The following is an 18,674-nucleotide window of genomic DNA, read 5'->3' on the forward strand; positions in this document are numbered from 1 at the left end:
CCAAAAACACCCCCCTCTGCCCTGCCGGGCATCTCCCCCACAGGTGGGGAGAATGGATGGAGCGCTCTTGCCGCCACTATCAAACGTCCGTTGCTCAGCAACCGGGGGGAGATGTGGAGCGAGGCGGTCCCGCGAGTCACTCTCCCTCCTTGTGGGGGAGATGTCCGGCAGGACAGAGGGGGGTGAAACCAGTACGAAAACTCATGGACGCGATGACCACTTCAGCCGCCCCCACGATCACGCTCACAGGGATCTCCAAATCCTTTCCCGGCGTGAAAGCCCTCAGCGGCGTATCGCTCGCGCTCTATCCCGGCGAAGTCACCGCGCTCGTCGGCGAGAACGGCGCGGGAAAATCGACGCTGGTCAAGGTCCTCACCGGCATCTACCAGCCCGAGGAAGGCGAGATCTCGCTTTCGGGCCAACCAACGACATTCCATTCCGCGCATGCCGCGCTGAAAGCAGGCATCACCGCCATTCATCAGGAAACGGTGCTGTTCGACGAACTCTCGGTCGCTGAAAACATCTTCATCGGCCACCAGCCGCGCGGCCGTTTCGGCCTGATCGACTGGAACGCCATGTATGACGGCGCCCGCGACCTGCTCGAAAAGGCCGGCGCCAGGATCGACCCGAAGACGCGGCTGCGCGACCTTGCCATCGCCTCGCGCCACATGGTGGCGATCGCCCGCGCGCTCTCGGTCGATGCACAGGTCGTGATCATGGACGAGCCGACCGCCGCCCTCTCGCACAAGGAAATCGCCGAACTCTATGATCTCGTTGATCGCCTCCGGGCACAGGGCAAGGCGATCCTCTTCATCAGCCACAAGTTCGACGAGATCTTCCGCATCGCCGATCGCTACACCGTGTTCCGCGACGGCCAGATGGTCGGTGAAGGCCTGATCCGCGACACCAATGAGGACGACCTCGTCCGCCTGATGGTCGGCCGCGATATCGGGCTGGTCTTCCCCAAGAAGCATGTCGAGATCGGCCCGCCGGTGCTGACCGTGACCGGCTACAGCCATCCGACCGAGTTCGACTCGATCGGCTTCGAGCTTCGCCGCGGCGAGATCCTCGGCTTCTACGGCCTCGTCGGCGCCGGCCGATCCGAATTCATGCAAGCGCTCTTCGGCATCACCAAGCCATCGAAGGGCGCGATCAAGATCGATGGCGAAATCGCCGTGATCCGTTCCCCCAGTGAAGCGGTCGCCAAGGGCATCGTCTATGTGCCCGAGGAACGCGGCCGCCAGGGCGCCGTCATCGGCCTGCCTATTTTCCAGAACGTCACGCTTCCCTCGATCCATCGCACCTCGCGGAATGGCTTCCTGCGGCTGGCCGAAGAATTCCGGCTGGCGCGCGAATATACATCCCGCCTCGATCTTCGCGCCGCCTCGCTCGACCAGGATGTCGGCACGCTCTCGGGCGGCAACCAGCAGAAGGTGGTGATCGCCAAGTGGCTCGCTACCAAGCCGAAGGTCATCATTCTCGACGAGCCGACCAAGGGCATCGACATCGGCTCCAAGGCCGCGGTCCACGAATTCATGGGCGAACTCGCGGCGCAAGGCCTTTCGGTCATCATGGTCTCCTCGGAAATCCCCGAAATCCTCGGCATGGCGGACCGTGTCATCGTCATGCGCGAAGGCCGCATTGTCGGCGAATTCCCGCGCGATGGCCTCACCGCCGAAAAACTCGTGCGCGCCGCCGCCGGCATCGGAGAAGCAGCATGAACGCCTTGCTCAAATGTCGCGAACTGCAGCTGCTCGCGGCCATCGTTGCTCTGATCCTGATGATTTCGCTCCGCGTGCCGCAATTCCTGTCGCTGCCGAGCCTTGGCAATGTCTATCACGACACGTCGATCCTGATCATTCTGGCGCTCGGCCAGATGGGCGTGATCCTCACCAAGTGCATCGACCTCTCGATGGCCGCCAACCTCGCGCTGTGCGGCATGGTCTCTGCCATGCTCAACATCGCCTTTCCCGGCGTGCCGGTGCCGCTGCTGATCCTGGCGGCGGTCGCGCTTGGGGCTGCCTTGGGTTCGATCAACGGCCTGCTGGTCTGGAAGCTCGCCATGCCGCCGATTGTCGTAACGCTCGGCACGATGACCATTTTTCGTGGTTCGATCTTCCTGCTCACCGACGGCAAATGGGTCAACGCCCACCAGATGTCGGCCAGCTTCAAGGCCTTCCCGCGCGACGCGTTTCTCGGCATGCCGGTGCTGAGCTGGCTCTCGATCGCCGCGATCGCAATCATGTTCGTGGTGATCGGTCGCACCGCGCTCGGCCGTTCCTTCTTCGCGGTCGGCGGCAATGCCAACGCCGCCGTCTATGCCGGTATCAATCCCGGCCGCGCCAGCTTCAGGGCCTTCATGATCTCGGGCGCGCTTTCGGGCCTCGCCGGCTACCTCTGGGTGTCGCGTTACGCTGTGGCCTATGTCGATATCGCGCTCGGCTTCGAGCTTGACGTCGTGGCGGCCTGCGTCATCGGCGGCGTCTCGATCGCCGGCGGCATCGGCTCGGTGCCCGGCGCAGTGCTCGGCGCTCTCTTCCTCGGCGTCATCAAGAACGCGCTGCCTGTCATCAACGTGTCGCCCTTCTGGCAGCTCGCCATATCGGGCACCGTCATCATCATCGCGGTCGCCTTCAATGCGCGGGCCGAGCGCAAGAAGGGCCGCGTCATCCTCAGACGCGCGGAGGCAGCAGCATGAGCATCGCAAATCCGACGCCCCGCAATATCCCGGATCGCCTCAAGGGCCTGCCCGAGCGTGTGTTCAAGAGCTGGGAGACTCTTCTCGTCGTGGTCATGGTGGTGATCTTCACCATCAACTCCTTCGCCTCGCCCTATTTCCTCGATCCGTGGAACCTCTCCGACGCCACGTTCAACTTCACGGAAAAAGCGCTGGTGGCGCTGGCACTGGCGCTAGTGATCATATCGGGCGAGATCGACCTCTCGGTTGCCTCGATCATCGCGATATCCTCGACCATGATGGGCATGGCGGCGAGCCACGGTGCAGGCGCCCCCGAACTGGTGTTGGTGGGCATGGGCACCGGCCTCGTCTGCGGCGCCATCAATGGCTGGCTGGTCACCGGGCTAGGCCTGCCGTCCATCGTCGTCACCATCGGCACGATGAGCCTGTTCCGTGGCCTCGCCTACATCATCCTGGGCGACAAGGCCTATACCGAATATCCCGACGGCTTCTCCTATTTCGGCCAGGGCTATGTCTGGTGGGTGTTCTCGTTCGAGCTGGCGCTTTTCGCAGTCATGGCGGTGCTGTTCTATATCCTGCTTCACCGCACCAGTTTCGGCCGCGTGACCTATGCGATCGGCAACAATCCCGTGGCGGCCCTCTTCTCCGGCGTGAAAGTCGCGCGGGTCAAATTCATCCTCTTCCTGCTGACCGGCCTGATGAGCGGCATCGCCGCCGTCTGTCTCACCTCGCGCCTAGGCTCGACGCGTCCCTCGATTGCCACCGGCCTGGAACTGGAAGCGGTGACCATGGTCGTGCTCGCCGGCATCAACATCAATGGCGGCTCCGGCACCATCCCCGGCATCGTTCTGGCCGCCATCATCATGGGGCTGGTCACATTCGGTTTTGGCCTGCTCAACGTACCCGGCATCGTCATGTCGATCTTCATCGGCCTCCTCCTCATCCTAGTCATTGCGGTCCCGGTGATTGCCGGTAGGATCGGCCAGCGCCGCAAGGCGCAAGCGCATTGATGACGCCGGGAGGGGCCATGCCAGATATCCGCAATGTTGCCGTGATCGATATCGGCAAGACCAATGGCAAGGTCGCGCTGTTCGATCTCGCGGAAGGTCGCGAAAGCCATGTGCGATCGATCGAGAACCGGGTGATCCGCGCCGGCCCCTATCCGCATTACGATATCGAGGGCCTGTGGACCTTCATCCTCGGCGCACTCGGCGATATCAACCGGCAGACCACCATCGACGCGATTGCGATCACCGCGCATGGCGCCTCGATCACGCTGGTGGATGCCGATGGCAATCTTGCGCTGCCCGTTCTCGACTACGAATTCGACGGCCCGGAATCACTGCGCGACGAATACCAGGCCATCCGTCCGCCATTCTCGGAAACCGGCTCGCCGATGCTGTCAGCCGGACTGAATGTCGGCGCACAGCTTTTCTGGCAAGCCCGGACTTTTCCAGCCGAATTCGCCCGCGCCACCTCGATCATCCCCTACCCGCAATATTGGTCGATGCGGCTGACCGGCGTGCGCGCCACCGAGCCAACGTCGATCGGCGCCCATACCGATCTCTGGAACCCCTTCCGCCGCGAATATTCCTCGCTTGTGGACACGATGGACTGGCGCAGGCTGATGCCGCCGATCGGCAGCGTCTTCGATGTGCTCGGCAATCTCAAGCCCGAGCTGGCGGAAGAGACCGGACTATCCCCCACGACGCCGGTCTTCAGCGGCATCCATGATTCCAACGCCTCGCTGCTCACCCATCTCAAGGCCGATCATCCGCCCTTCTCGGTCGTCTCAACCGGCACCTGGGTGATCTGCTTCTCCGTCGGCGGCAAGCAGGTCACATTGTCAGAGGAGCGCGACACCCTGGTCAATGTCAACGCCTTCGGCGACCCGGTGCCGTCGGCCCGCTTCATGGGCGGCCGCGCCTTTTCCATACTGAAGGCGGATGGCACTGCGGAAATCACGACTGCGGACCGCGACGCCGTGCTCGACCAAGGCGTCATGCTGCTGCCGGCCTTCCCGGATGATTCTGGCCCTTACACTGGTCGCAAGTCGAGCTGGAATGGCGATCCCTCCTCGCTGTCACCCGGCGCCTATCTCTATGCCGTGTCGCTCTATATCGGCATGATGACCGCGGTCTCGCTGGAACTGATCGGCGCCGATGGTCCCGTCATCGTCGAAGGCCCGCTTGCCCGCAACACGACCTATCTCGAAGCACTCAACGTGATGACCGGCCGCGATATCATGACCGGCGGCTCGGGCATTACAGGCACAGCCGCCGGCACCGCCCTGCTGGCGGTCGGCCGCGACGCCAAAATCCAGTCCGGCAGCCGCAAGGCCTCCCTGTCACCCGACCCGAGATTGGCAGCCTACGTCTCGGAATGGCGCACCTTGGCTGATAGCTGACGCCAAAATCTCGAATTCAGCGGGATTAACAGTGTCCTGCGCCGCATGGTTAAGCGTCGATTAACCGTCCCCGGCTACTCTCGCAGCATCTAATATTGCGCATGTCCTTGCGCGCCTTCTACGATTGCGAGTGACCGACCCATGGCAAGAAGCATTCCGGCCGATTATGACAGCCGATCTGTTCGCTTCACTGTGACTTCATTTCTCTGGCGCCAGGCCAAGGCGATCGGCGGCATATCGCTGCTGACCGTGCTCGGGCTGGCCGTCGCGGCACTGTCGACATGGAACGTGCTCGATCCGAGTTACTCCAACGCCACCTCACGCGAACCGACCAACATACTCGGTTCGGCCGGCTCATATTTCACCGACTTGATGATGCAGTTCTTCGGTCTCGGCGCGGTGCTGGCGCTGCTGCCGGTCTTCGCATGGGCGCTGATGATGGTGCTCAATGTCCAGGTCCACCGCGTCGGGCCGCGCGCGGGTGCATGGTTCGGTGGCTCGGTGCTGGCATCCGCCGCGCTCTCCTGCTTCAAGCCACCGGTCACCTGGCCGATCCCCAATGGCCTCGGCGGCGTATTCGGCGATCTCATTCTGAAGTTCCCGGCGCTCTTCATCGGCTCCTATCCCGAAGGCATCGCCGCGATGGTGATCGGCACGATTTGCGCGACGCCGGCAATCGGCCTGCTCGCCTTTTCCGCCAACCTGATTGTCACATCCGAGCCCGAGCGCATCGAAAGGGCAAACGCACCCTCGATGCCGGTCAAGATCGTCAAGCCGCAGACGCAGCAGGCGGTCGCGCAGGACGACGACGAGGACGAAGAGCGCGAATCGCCTTTCGCCTATATCCAGGGCTTTGCCGCCCACGCGCTCTACTCCGCCCAGGCCCGCCTTCGCCGCCTGACGGGAATGCCGGCCCGAAAGCCCGTGAAGCGCAGCTTCGACGAACCTTATGATCTGAACAATGAAGAATTCGGCCTGATGCACGAGGACGACCGCGGTGTCGTACCCGTTCCTGCAAATCGCGGCCGTATCGAACCCTCGATGTTCGGCGAAACGCGGAATTCCGCCTCGTCGGCGCGTCGTATCGTCTCGGCACCCCAGATGGGTGACGAGGATGACGAACCGCCCTTCGATCTCGACCGCCCGTTAGGCATCCTTGCCGATGACGACCAAGACGATGGCGCGGACTGGGGCATGACTCCGGAAATCCGCTCGCCCCGCAAGGTGCCGATGCCGGCCCGTGCCGCTGCTCCGCAGCCGGCGCCGCAGGCCACCCGCGCGCAGTCGGGCGTACAGCATCGCGCCAACCAGAAGAACGATGGCTTCGACCTGCCGCCGATCGAACTTCTCACCGAACCCAAGGCCATCGCCCGCGATGCGTCGCTGTCCAACGAGGCGCTGCAGCAGAACGCCCGTATCCTCGAAGGCGTGCTGGAGGATTTCGGCGTCAAGGGCAACATCATCCATGTCCGCCCCGGCCCGGTCGTGACCCTTTATGAACTCGAACCCGCTCCCGGCATCAAGTCGTCCCGCGTCATCGGCCTCGCCGACGATATCGCCCGCTCGATGAGCGCCATTGCCGCCCGCGTCGCGGTCGTTCCCGGCCGCAATGCGATCGGCATCGAACTGCCCAACAAGATCCGCGAAATGGTGTTCTTCCGCGAGATGATCGGCTCACGCGATTTCGACCAGTCCAAGTGCAAGCTCGCGGTAGCGCTCGGCAAGACTATCGGCGGCGAACCCGTCGTCGTCGACCTCGCCAAGATGCCGCATCTGCTGGTCGCCGGAACCACCGGTTCGGGCAAATCCGTCGCCATCAACACGATGATCCTGTCGCTCGTCTACCGGATGACGCCGGAACAGTGCCGCCTGATCATGATCGACCCTAAGATGCTCGAACTCTCGGTCTATGACGGCATCCCGCATCTGTTGTCTCCTGTTGTCACCGACCCGAAGAAGGCCGTCGTCGCGCTCAAATGGACCGTCCGCGAGATGGAAGATCGCTACAAGAAGATGTCGAAGATCGGCGTCCGCAACATCGACGGCTTCAACGAGCGCGTCCAGAAGGCGGTGGAAAAGGGCGAGCAGATCACCCGCACCGTACAGACCGGTTTTGACCGTCACACCGGTGAGGCGATCTACGAGACCGAGGAATTCGATCTCGCGCCGATCCCCTATATCGTCGTCATCATCGATGAAATGGCCGACCTGATGATGACCGCCGGCAAGGATATCGAAGGTGCGGTCCAGCGCTTGGCCCAGATGGCCCGTGCCGCCGGCATCCATGTGATCATGGCGACGCAGCGTCCGTCCGTCGACGTCATCACCGGCACGATCAAAGCGAATTTCCCGACCCGTATCTCCTTCCAGGTCACCTCCAAGATCGACAGCCGCACCATTCTCGGCGAACAGGGCGCAGAGCAACTGCTCGGCATGGGCGACATGCTTTATATGGCAGGCGGCGGACGTATCCAGCGCGTTCACGGCCCCTTCGTCTCGGACCTTGAAGTTGAGGAAGTGGTGGCCTTCCTCAAGAGTCAGGGCTCGCCGCAATACCTCGACGCGATCACTGCTGATGATGACGAGGATAGTGAAGGCGGCGGCTACGACGGCGCATCCGGAAGCATCGGCAATCTGGCCGATTCCGATGATCCTTATGATCAGGCGGTCGCCGTGGTATTGAAGGACGGCAAGGCTTCGACTTCCTACATCCAGCGCCGTCTCGGCATCGGCTATAACCGCGCCGCCTCGATCATCGAGCGCATGGAGAAGGAAGGTCTCGTCGGCCCGGCCAACCATGCCGGCAAGCGCGAGATCCTGGTGCCGACGGAAGAGGACATCCTCGCCCGGTGAACTCCGGGCAAGGCTTCTGCGTTACTGGTTTCAAGCAGCCTGCGACGAAACGCGCGCCTTGAAGGCGCCGTACTTTCTCTCCAGATAGGAGCGGAAAAGGAGACTGGAATGGATGGATTCGAGATGAAGAACATGATGGCAAAGGCTGGCCTTACGCGACGCAATCTCGTCACGGGCGCCGCTGCTTTCACACTTCTCGCGATGCTACCCCTCTCGGTCGCCCAGGCCGCCAACAACGAAATCGCCCAGAAGATCGCCGATCACTTTTCCTCGGTCAAAACCATGCAGGGAGAATTCGTGCAGTTCGGCCCGCGCGGCGAACAGACGGCCGGCAAGTTCTTCCTCGAACGGCCCGGCAAGGTCCGCTTCAATTACGAAAAGCCGTCTCCCATGCGGGTGATCGCCGACGGTAAATCGGTGGTGATCGGCAACAGCAAGCTCAAGACATGGGATATCTATCCGCTGTCCAAGACGCCACTCGCCCTTCTCCTCGACGAACGGATCGACCTCAAGGGCAAGATGGTCCGCGACGTCAAGGAAGAGGCCGACCTGATCACCATCAAGCTCGGCGACAGGTCTATCTTCGCCGATTCTACGATCACCATGATGTTCGACCCCAAGAGCTACGACCTGCGGCAGTGGACGATCACTGACAACCAGGGCAAGGACACGTCGGTGATGATTTTCAATACCCAGACGGGCATCACCTTCGATAAGGCGGTATTCCGCATTCCCTATGACGAAGTACACAACATGGGCGGCAACGGCCGCTGATTGCCGCATTCCATTTAGCAATGAAAGATTCTAGTGTCCGGCGCGATTCACGTGCCCGGAGACTGCCTGCATGCCGCTGACGATTGCCACCTGGAACATCAACTCGGTGCGGCTCCGCATGCCGATCGTCGAGAAGTTCCTGGATGAAAAGCAGCCCGATATTCTCTGCCTGCAGGAAACCAAGTGCGAGAACGACCAGTTCCCGATCGCGCCGTTCAACGATCGCGGTTATCTGCACCAGGCGATCCACGGCCAGAAGGGTTACCATGGTGTGGCCATCGTCTCCCGCCTGCCGCTCGAGGAACACGACCGCCGCGACCATGGCAGTGTCGGCCATGCCCGGCATGTCTCGGTGAAATTCCGCGCCGGTACCAGGACGATCCGGCTGCATAATTTCTACGTGCCCGCCGGCGGCGATGAGCCCGATCCCAAGATCAATCCGAAGTTTGCCCACAAGCTCGATTATATCGAGGAGATGAAGGGGCTTCATTCCGAAGCGGAAGCAGGCGTCTCCTCGATCCTCGTCGGAGATCTCAATATTGCCCCGTTTGAACATGACGTCTGGTCGCACAAGCAGTTGCTCAAGATCGTCAGCCACACGCCTGTCGAGACCGACGGAATGAAAGAGGTCATTGCACGCGGCAACTGGCTGGACCTGATGCGGCAATACACGCCCGAACCGGCGAAGCTCTACACATGGTGGAGTTACCGCTCCGCCGACTGGGTGGCCGCGAACAAGGGCCGCAGGCTCGACCACATCTGGTCGTCGCCCGATCTCGGGCCACAACTCCAGGAAATCGAGATATTAAGGGAAGCGCGAGGCTGGGAGAAACCATCGGACCATGTTCCGGTGATCGCCCGCTTCGACCTGTGACATGAGGAATTCCGAATGCTGACTGGCCGCGTCGATAACTTCGCGAACTCCCACCTGACCGGCTGGGCCTTCAATAAGGAGGCCCCCGGCGAACATGTGATTATCCGTGTGAATTTCGGGACCCAGATCGTGGCGACCGGTATCGCGAACATTCTGAGGCCCGATCTGCCGAAATCAGGCATCGGCGCCGGCGACCATGCCTTCAGAATCGAACTGCCCTCGAACATCACATCGGTCAACGGACTGATGGTCATCGCGCAATCACAGAAGCATGGCGAGATCGCGCTTCCAATCGCGACCAATGACGATCGTACGCTGGACGCCCTCTTCAACTCATTCACCAAGCGTTACGACAGCGCGCTCATCCTTCTCAAGCAGGAGATGGATGGCATCAAAGAGAGAATGGAAGAGCGGGGACCTACCAGCGACCATGCCGAGATGCCCGATCTGCCCGATGATCTGGCGCAGCGTCTCATCAGGCTCGAAAATCGCATGGAATCGGCCGAGGTCTTCTTTGTCAGGATCGACGAGATGATGCGCCAGCTTGTCGTTGAAAAGAAGAAGCGCAGGAAGCGCTTTCTCGGCATTTTCTGATGCGGATCGCTTTCGTCCATCAATATTTCCCAGGCCAGTTCGCAAGGCTGGCGAAGCACTTCCTGGACGAAGGCAAGCATGATGTGATCGCATTTCATCGCGGGCTTCGCGATGGGCGGTCGAGCGACCCGGTCGACGGCATCCGGCTGATCGAATACGGCGAGGAGATTCCGCCGGAGCGCGACGAAAAGCGGGCACTTGCGGGCACCGAGCGGTTCATCCGCGAGGCTGTGAGCCTCGCGCGCAAGGCCGATACGCTCAGGCAGGAAGGCTGGGTGCCGGATGTCGTCTATTCGCATACGGGTTGGGGAAGCGCCGCCTATCTGCACGATGCCTTTCCCGAGGCGAAATTCATCAAATACTGCGAGTGGTTCTACAACAACACAGCCGAAAGCACCCAATTTCTCAACCCGGCCCCACGGCCCATCGGCATCCGCATCGCAACCAGCCTGATGAACCTGCCGATCCTCGGCGATCTTGCGGCCGGCGATCTGCTGATCGCACCGACGGAATTCCAGAAGTCGCAGTTCCCCGCCTCCATCCGCCCGTCAATCGAAGTGGCGCCCGATGGCGTGAATATGGAATTCTTCTCGCCCGAGCCGGCGGCCTCCTTCGCCCTTCCCGATGGGCGAAAGGTAACCCGCTGCGACCGCGTCGTAACCTATGTTGCGCGGGGCGCCGATCCTTTCCGCGGCTTCGAGCCATTCATGGAGGCGCTTGCGTCACTTCAGGCGCGCGACCCCTTGGTGGAGGCACTGATCCTCGGCGACCGGATGGTGTATTACGGTGCCGGGCATGGCACCGAAGATCACTTCCACGAGGTCTTGAAATCGGTCGCGATCGATCCCTCACGCACGCATTTCCTCGGCAAGCTTGATTACGCGAATTACCGCGACGTGCTGCGCATCTCGTCCGCGCATGTCTATCTGACTGTGCCGTTCGTACTCTCATGGTCGATGCTGGAATCCATGGCGACCGGCTGCGCGGTGATCGGTTCCGATACCGCGCCGGTGCGCGAATTCATCCGTGATCGGGAGAACGGCCTGCTTGCGAACTTCTTCGACCCGCAAGGCATTGCCGCCCGTATCGAAGAGGCGTTGAACGGCGGACCTGAAATCGAAGCGATGCGCGCGAATGCCCGCCGCACGATCGAAGAGCGCTGGGCAGCGGACTTCGCCCTGGCCCGGCACGACGCACTGCTCGCCCGCGTGCTGGCTCAGCCGAAATAGAACTTGCCATAGGCGGCGAGAAGGTCGCTTCGTAAAGGGATCGGTCGGTTCAGGGAAATCTCGGTCAGCGACAGGTTGTCGATGACTTTTGCCATCGCCTCGGCAAGCGCGGCCGGGTCCGATCGCTCCGCAATGATGCCCGCGCCATAGCGCTCAAGTATCTCGGGCGCGCCGCCATGCGGATATGCGATCACCTGGCGGCCGGCATGAAGCGCCTCATAGACCACCAGCGGCGCATTCTCCCACCAGACCGACGGGAAGACCATGCAATCGACGTTCGCCAGGAGTGACACAAGTTCGTCGGACTGGTAGCCGCCGAAGAAAGTGATCTTCCGGCCAAGCGTCAGTTTCGCGGCTTCCATCCGGTCTGCGAGAAACTTGTCCTCGAAGAGCTGGGCGCCATGAACATGGATGCTGAATTCCGCCTTGCCGCTTTCGATCAGCAGGTCAGCGGCGTCGAGCAGGTCGGCGAGGCCCTTCACGGCCGAGATATTGCCGAAATATCCGAACACCGGACCGCCGTTCGCACGCGGCACCGGCAGATCGGCGATCGCGGGATCGCTGCCGAGATAGCCATTCTCGACGACGCTGATTTCCATCGGCACGCCAAGATACCGGTCGAGCTTGTCCTTCAGGAAATAGGATGGCGAGACGAGATTGTCGCAGAGCGAAAGCGCGTTGCGGATATCCAGCGCCCGCATGGCGAAATCATTGGCGTTGCGGTTGGGAAAGCATTTCAAACACTGGTCCATCGTCGGCCCGGGACAGCGCTGCTTTTTGTCGTGCTTGTAGAGCTGTCCGTTATTGGCGCAGATCAGATAGAAATCATGGATGCTGAGGATGATTTTCGCCTCGGGCAACACGTTCCGCAGCACATGCAGCGCCTCCAGCCCGAAGTTCAGCACGTGATGGATATGCACCACATCCGGCCGGACGAACTTCAGATATTCGGCGAACTCCCGGAGGAGGCCATGATGCTCCTGCTGCTCGAGCTTGAAGCGGATGAAGTTGTTGACGAACAGCGCCGACTCGCGTTGATCAGGCGTCAGCGCGATCATCATCGTGCCTTGGTTGGGCGTGATCTGGGTGCCATCGAGCGCGCCGAGATACCAGCTGTCGAGCCCCTGCTCGAGCGCCTCGCGATGCAGCGCCAGTGCGGTCAGTTCCGTGCCGCCGGGATGAAACCGGGGATGGCTATGCGCGATCTGCAATATGCGCTTGCTAGATGGCATCGTCGACCTCGTCGAACCGTGCCATCAGGACCTCGATCGTGTCGTTCCAGCGGTCGGTATGCAGCGCCCGGTTATAGATCGTCGAGCCGAGATCCCGCTCGACGGTGCTGTCCTGCATCGATTGCCGCTCGAAATGGAAGAGCGCCACATCAGGCATGTAGAGGCATGTGCCGCCCATTGCCCTGAGCTTCAGGCAAAGGTCGCTGTCCTCATAATCACCGACGACATAATCGGATGTGAACCCGTCGGCAGCGAGATAGTCGGCCTTTCGCAGGATCATCAGGGCTCCGGTTACCGCCGGCACCTCCCGCTCCTTGTCGGCCGCTGGCAGCGCGCGACCGTAGCCCTTGAAATAATGCATGTTCTGCCAGTGACTGGTCTCGAGCCTGAAGAAATACATGCCGGCATGTTGCAGGCTTTCGTCGGCATAGATCAGCTTCGGACCGATCACGGAACGGGCGGGAAGCGTTGCCAGCCTGTCCACCAGCGGCTCCAGCCAACCATTACCCTCCGGAATGACGTCCGAGTTCATCAGTACGATCGTCTCGCCATCCGCGGCATCGACGCCGAAATTGTTGGCGAGCGCATAGCCGCCGTTTCGTCCCAGCACGACCAGCTTGATATCCAGCCGATGAACATGGACCGATCCGCTCAGGGTGTTCCTGACCCGCAGCGCGATAAGCGGATCATCGATCACATAGACGATCTCGCACGAGGCACGGACAAAGGGATCGACGTCGAAAGCGATGAGCTGCGACCGGATGAAGCCGGTTTCCCTGTAGAGCGGGATGACGACAGAGATTTTCCGCGAGGATTTTGGCCCGTATTCAAACGTCTCGCGAACGAATTGCCGGCTGTTGAGCGCGTGCTGCAACGGCGCCAGCGCGGGCTGGTAGATATTCCGCAGCACATCGAGATCGAAGGCATGGCCGGCGACGGCGTTGAGGATCGTCTTGCGCTGGCTGAGAAGATCTTGGGCCGATCGTGGAGCGTCGACGAAATGATTTTCGCCATTGGCGAGGCCAACACGAAACCGTACGGAGGAAGGTGCACGCTCTTCCTCGCGGCGCGGCAGGAAAGCTGCGAAGCCGGTCACCTGGACGCGCGCGTCCTTGGCGCCGGTCTGTCCGGAATGCAGCATCCATCGATCGGAAACGGTTGCATCGGCGAGGCTGTGATCGATCGCCGTCATCGTCTCGACGAGACCATCCGGATCATGGAACCAGCCCGCGACGAAAAGCCCGTGCGGCATGGAGGCGAAAGCCGAAATGTGAAACCGCAAACCGAGCACCGGCTCCGAGATTGATGCCGAACCGGCGTTCCGGCGCGTCAGGACGTCGAGTTCCATGGCAGCATCATCGTCTGCGGAGTGGAGCAGGCTGACGCGATCGGGAGAAGACGAAGCGTGCAGCTTGCGGAATGCCCCGATATCTTCGTGGCGCTCGACGACGAGGTCCAGAAGAGCGAGGCCACGCGCCGTAACGGCGAGCGAAGGACCTTCGACCGGTGGCGTGGAGAAGTCGATCGCCGCCAGCCGCTGACCATCGTTGTCGCGCGCCAGAAAACCCGCGACCGACCGCACTCTGCCAATGCCGAGCGTTTCGCCCTGCGATACGATGATGTCACCCTCCGCAATCCGCGCACGGGCCGGCACGGTGACGATCGCTGTATTGATGCCGGACACGGCATCGACATGCGCGTGCCCCTTGGCCAGGCCGGGCGTTGCAAAGAAGAGCGCGGTCAGCGCCTTGAACCGTTCGTCGTCCAGCAGCCGGAACATCGGCGCTACGGTGCCGAAGACCGCAGCGATCAATGACGCCTGATCCCCGACCGAAAGGCCCGCGGCGGAGGCGAACTCTTCCAGAGCAGAGACCTGCCGCCGGCTGCCAACAAGCGTCAAGACATTGAAATCAGGCGCCATCTGGAAGGCCGTGACGGATATATTGCCGACGCGGAAATCGAGCTGTTTGGCGTGCTGGAATGCCCCATCGGCGCCTTGCCCCCAAAGGAGCAGCACGCGTTCGCCGATCAGCCAGAACACCCCGGCAACCGGGCTGCGCGCACTGTCACTGCTCACGGAATGCCCTGTAGAAGCTCTTCCTGATCGGCTCTGCCAGATAGGCGAGTGCCGTCCTGTCGCCCGTCACGATATAGACCTCGGCCGACATGCCCGGATAGAGGAACAGATTCGGCTGGCTCTTCAGTTCCGCCGGGTCGATCTTCGCGCGGAACGCGAAAGTCACCTCGCCGGTCTGTTCATTCACAATGCTGTCAGGCGCAATATATGTCACATGGCCGATGAGCGGTCGTAGTTCGGCGGCGCCGAAGGAACTCAGTCTGATTTCCGTCTGCTGGCCAAGGCGGATCTGGTCGATGTCTATGGCCCGCGCACGGCCCTCGATCACCATCGGCTGGTTGGCAGGCACGATGTCGAGCACAGCCTGACCGGCGATGACGGCGGAGCCCGGCGTACGGATCTTGATATTGGCAACGGTGCCATCGAGCGGCGCCCGGATCGCGGCTTTGGCGACGACATCCTCGGCCGAGATGATCTGCTGCCGGACGCTGGAGATCTCGGCCTGGGCCTGCTGCAGGTTCTGGGAGACATCACGGAGATACTCGTTTCGCCGGTTGGTGAGCGACAGCGCGAGCTGGGTTTTCCGCTGGCTGTTTTCCGCGAGCGCAGCTTCCGTTTCGGCAATCCGGGTCTCGAGTTCGACAAGTTGGAGTTTCTTGTCGTTCAGCATGGCGTTGGTGATCAGCTTCCTCTTTTGAAGATCAACATACGTTTCATAATCTCGGCGCACCACAGCGGCTTGCTCGATATTGGACTTCTTGCGCGCCTCGATCGCGACCCGCTGGCTTGCCAGCTGTGCGATACCAGACTCGTCGGCGGCGATCTGGTCGCGGTAGAGGCTTGTGCGCTCGGTGAACAGGCGCTTCTCGGTCGCGAGCACGCCATCCGCAACCGACGCATCCACCCCATCAGGCGTCTTTGCGTCGAAGTCATAGGTCTTTTTCCCGTCACGTTCGGCGACCAGACGGGCCTGTCTCGCCTGGGCAGCAAAATAGAGATGGCGGAGTTGCGTGAGCGACGACTGGCTGCGGGTGACGTCCAGCGTGGCCAGCAGGGCGCCGGCCTGCACCTTGTCGCCGTCCTGAACCAGGAGCTGCTTCAGCGTGCCACCTTCCAGATGAGACACGGTCTTGGTATTGCTCTCGACAATAACCCGGCCGGACGCGACCGAAGCAGAGGCCATTTCAGTTGAGGCTGCCCAAGCCATGAAGCCGCCGATGCCCAGGACGAGGATCGACAGGCCGAGCAGGATAGGCCCGAGCAACGTCACCTGGTTGCTCTGCTCTTCCTTCAACACGTCTTCCCATTCGCTGAGCGCCGCCTTGTCAGGGGCGGAATAGCGATACTCGGCGGGCGAAAGCGTTACCTGTTCGGCCATTTATTGCGCTCCGTTTCCGGTGACCGCGCGAATCCGCTTTTGCCGGTCTTGCGAGCGTGGCTCGATCATCTCGATGACTTCGGTGCGCGGTCCGAATTGCTTGATCGCTCCATGTTCGAGGATCATCATCTTGTCCGCCACGGCCATCACCGAAGGACGATGCGCGATCATGATGATGATCGCACCACGCGCGCGGGCCTGCCGGACCGCCGCGATAAGCGCCTGCTCGCCATTGTTGTCGAGATTGGAATTCGGCTCGTCCAGGATAATCAGTTTCGGGTCGCCATAGAGCGCGCGGGCCAGCGCGAGCCGTTGCATCTGGCCGCCGGAAAGCATGTGCATGCCTTCGGCGATCGGCGTGTCGTAGCCGTGCGGAAGCCGTCCGATCAACTCATGAATGCCTGCCGCCTGCGCCGCACGGATGACATCGCGCGGATCGCTGTCCTGCATCCGCGCGATCGTCTGCCGGATCGTTCCGTCGATGATCGAGAGGTTCTGCGGCAGATAGCCGACCGCCTTGCCGAAGGAACCGCGCTCCCACAGATAGGTCGAATGACCATCCAGAAACACACCGCCAACGGTGGGCTTGATGATCCCGGTCAGGCACCGCGCCAGCGTGGACTTGCCGGCGCCGGACGGTCCCGCAATGCCCAGCACTTCGCCGGGGCTGAGGCTGAAGTTTATGCCACGCAGGACGGGAATGTTGCGACCCTCGGGCAGGTAGACCAGGTTCTCGACGGAGAGATCGCCATCCGCGACAGGCGCCGGCATGCTCTGCCGCGCCGATCCTTCCGTCTCTATCAGCTTCTTGATCCTGCCCCAGGCATGAAAGGCTTCGACCCAATGGCGCCAGCTTTCGATCATATGTCCGAACGGCGAGACGGCCTGACTGGTGAGAACCATGCCGGCAAACAGCACGCTTGTCGTAACCGAGTGATTGAGCACCAGAAATGCACCGGTCGCAATGATGACCATTTGCAGGCTCTTCTGCAATGACCTGGATATCGCCAGCACCACTCGCGAACGTACGTCGGCGGTCTTGGAGAACTCCAGCATCTCTGCTTGCGAGCGGCGCCAGGTGCGCACGAGCGCCGGCAACATGCCCATGGCCTCGATCGCCTCGGCGTGGCGAAGCGAATTCGCCACCTCCTGAACGTGCCGGGCCTGCGCTTCGTTCGCGGCCCGGATCGCCGGACGCGTCAAGACGTCGGTCACGAAGTTGAGTGCGATCATCACCAGGATGAAGCCAACCGCGACCGCGGCATAAACCGGGTGGATCAAATAGAGCGCGGCAAGAAAGACGATCGACCAGAACGCGTCGAGAGGAACCGAAATCGAATGGCTGGAAATAAAGGCGCGAAGCTCGGCAATATCCTTGATGACCGAACCACCCTCATGCACGCCACCCTCGATCGAGCGTATGACACCGGCCTGAAGCGCGGGCAGATTCAACTTTTGTGCGAATCCATGCGCCATGATCGTGTAGGTCCAGTTGCGGACGAAATCGAGCAGGCCGTAGATCAGGATGCCCAACCCGCCGATGATCATCAGGCCATAGAGCGTGTCGTAACTCTGGGCCGGCAGGACACGATCATAGACCTGGATCATGAAGATTGCGCCGATGAGCATCGAGAAATTGAGGAAGAAGCTCACCGCCCCGGCATAGATGAAGCCGCGCAGGAACATCTTCCGCGCGGACTGGAGAAGCGCAACTGGTTCTGGCCGCATCACAACCCATTCTCATTGGCAATTTCATCGTCTTATACAGTCAAAGCATCGCGTTTGCCAGACGGAACCGCCGGTGCGTCACCTTGCATATTTCGCGACCGCAAAAAGCTGCATTCATGCCCGGAAAAATACCGCCCATATCGCCTTCGGATCACCTTAGCTCTTTCACAAAGGAGAAAAGCGGTGTATTCCAGCACACAACCGGTGGCTTCGTTAACCAAAAGTTCGTGACGAATATATGTTAAGGGACCCTTACCGTCCCGATTACAGATATTGTCATTTGCAAAATATGGCAGGCTATGCGAGAACGCCGGGTAATACGCTAGACTCGTCTGATTCGTAGAGTGGGAAAGGAAAAAACATGGCAACGATAACTGGAACTGCGGGCTTTGACGTTCTGGAAGGCACCGGAAGTGACGATGAAATCCAGGGCCTTCAGGGCAACGATTTGCTCTTGGGCAACGATGGCGACGATCAGCTCGCCGGCCAGAGCGGCAATGATTGGTTGTACGGCGGCGACGGCGACGACCTGCTCGGCGGCGGCACCGGCAATGATTATCTGTCGGGCGGCGAAGGTGCCGACACGTTTAACTTCGGTGCCAAGTCCGGCAAGGATGTGATCACCGATTTCGATGTGGAGAACGATCTTCTCCAGATCACCAAATCGAAGACCATCAAGAATGTTGCCGACGTCATCAAGCAGAGCAAGTTCAAGAACGGCGACGTCGAGATCAATCTCGGCGGCGGCAACAAGATCGTCCTCAAGGATGTCTCGAAGGCCGACTTCAAGGCCAATCCCGAAGATCACATTCAGATCATTTGATCCTTAT

14 protein-coding genes are annotated in these 18,674 nt (G+C 61.1%); 10 read left to right on the forward strand and 4 right to left on the reverse strand.

Going from position 1 to position 18,674, the window contains the following annotated elements; genetic code table 11:
- Positions 1 to 203: 203 nt before the first annotated feature.
- The 9 genes from IHQ71_RS23795 (at position 204) to IHQ71_RS23835 (ending at position 11,429) form a co-directional block, all read left to right on the forward strand.
- Complete coding sequence (locus tag IHQ71_RS23795; protein ID WP_258158881.1) at positions 204 to 1,721, forward strand: sugar ABC transporter ATP-binding protein; 1,518 nt, start codon at positions 204 to 206, stop codon at positions 1,719 to 1,721.
- Positions 1,718 to 2,698 (forward strand): ABC transporter permease, encoded by a 981-nt coding sequence (locus IHQ71_RS23800; protein WP_258158882.1) that lies wholly within the window; start codon positions 1,718 to 1,720, stop codon positions 2,696 to 2,698. The genes IHQ71_RS23795 and IHQ71_RS23800 overlap by 4 nt, the downstream gene beginning before the upstream one ends.
- Positions 2,695 to 3,708, forward strand: a complete 1,014-nt coding sequence (locus IHQ71_RS23805; RefSeq protein WP_258158883.1) for an ABC transporter permease — start codon at positions 2,695 to 2,697, stop codon at positions 3,706 to 3,708. Before IHQ71_RS23800 ends, IHQ71_RS23805 begins: the two co-directional genes overlap by 4 nt.
- A gap of 17 nt (positions 3,709 to 3,725) precedes the next feature.
- Complete coding sequence (locus IHQ71_RS23810) at positions 3,726 to 5,105, forward strand: FGGY-family carbohydrate kinase (protein ID WP_258158884.1); 1,380 nt, start codon at positions 3,726 to 3,728, stop codon at positions 5,103 to 5,105.
- Positions 5,106 to 5,246: 141 nt separating this feature from the next.
- The gene (locus IHQ71_RS23815) at positions 5,247 to 7,958 is read left to right on the forward strand and encodes a DNA translocase FtsK (RefSeq protein WP_258158885.1); all 2,712 of its coding nucleotides are present in this window, start codon (positions 5,247 to 5,249) and stop codon (positions 7,956 to 7,958) included.
- 108 nt (positions 7,959 to 8,066) lie between these two features.
- On the forward strand, positions 8,067 to 8,732 hold the full coding sequence (locus IHQ71_RS23820; protein WP_258158886.1) for an outer membrane lipoprotein carrier protein LolA: 666 nt from the start codon (positions 8,067 to 8,069) through the stop codon (positions 8,730 to 8,732).
- A 70-nt stretch (positions 8,733 to 8,802) separates the two neighbouring features.
- Positions 8,803 to 9,606, forward strand: coding sequence for an exodeoxyribonuclease III (xth, locus tag IHQ71_RS23825; protein WP_258158887.1), 804 nt, complete (start codon positions 8,803 to 8,805; stop codon positions 9,604 to 9,606).
- Between the two features lie 15 nt (positions 9,607 to 9,621).
- Positions 9,622 to 10,200 carry a hypothetical protein gene (locus IHQ71_RS23830; RefSeq protein WP_258158888.1) on the forward strand — a complete coding sequence of 193 codons (579 nt, stop codon included), beginning with the start codon at positions 9,622 to 9,624 and terminating at the stop codon, positions 10,198 to 10,200.
- On the forward strand, positions 10,200 to 11,429 hold the full coding sequence (locus IHQ71_RS23835) for a glycosyltransferase (RefSeq protein ID WP_258158889.1): 1,230 nt from the start codon (positions 10,200 to 10,202) through the stop codon (positions 11,427 to 11,429). Before IHQ71_RS23830 ends, IHQ71_RS23835 begins: the two co-directional genes overlap by 1 nt.
- Here the strand turns inward: IHQ71_RS23835 and IHQ71_RS23840 are convergent.
- Genes IHQ71_RS23840 through IHQ71_RS23855 form a run of 4 tightly spaced genes read right to left on the reverse strand, consistent with a single transcriptional unit; the run spans position 11,417 to position 17,844 of the window.
- A complete protein-coding gene (locus IHQ71_RS23840) occupies positions 11,417 to 12,661 on the reverse strand; it encodes a glycosyltransferase (protein WP_258158890.1) in 1,245 nt (414 codons plus the stop codon). The two genes, IHQ71_RS23835 and IHQ71_RS23840, sit on opposite strands and share 13 nt — an antisense overlap.
- Complete coding sequence (locus tag IHQ71_RS23845) at positions 12,651 to 14,738, reverse strand: glycosyltransferase family 2 protein (RefSeq protein WP_258158891.1); 2,088 nt, start codon at positions 14,736 to 14,738, stop codon at positions 12,651 to 12,653. Before IHQ71_RS23845 ends, IHQ71_RS23840 begins: the two co-directional genes overlap by 11 nt.
- Complete coding sequence (locus IHQ71_RS23850) at positions 14,728 to 16,116, reverse strand: HlyD family type I secretion periplasmic adaptor subunit (RefSeq protein WP_258158892.1); 1,389 nt, start codon at positions 16,114 to 16,116, stop codon at positions 14,728 to 14,730. The genes IHQ71_RS23845 and IHQ71_RS23850 overlap by 11 nt, the downstream gene beginning before the upstream one ends.
- Positions 16,117 to 17,844 (reverse strand): type I secretion system permease/ATPase, encoded by a 1,728-nt coding sequence (locus tag IHQ71_RS23855; RefSeq protein WP_258158893.1) that lies wholly within the window; start codon positions 17,842 to 17,844, stop codon positions 16,117 to 16,119.
- 361 nt (positions 17,845 to 18,205) lie between these two features.
- Between IHQ71_RS23855 and IHQ71_RS23860 the strand changes: the two genes are divergently transcribed.
- Positions 18,206 to 18,667, forward strand: a complete 462-nt coding sequence (locus IHQ71_RS23860; RefSeq protein ID WP_258158894.1) for a hemolysin-type calcium-binding protein — start codon at positions 18,206 to 18,208, stop codon at positions 18,665 to 18,667.
- Positions 18,668 to 18,674: the final 7 nt, after the last annotated feature.

It is taken from the genome of Rhizobium sp. TH2 (assembly GCF_024707525.1).
In the GTDB taxonomy this organism is placed as follows: Bacteria; Pseudomonadota; Alphaproteobacteria; order Rhizobiales; family Rhizobiaceae; genus Rhizobium_E.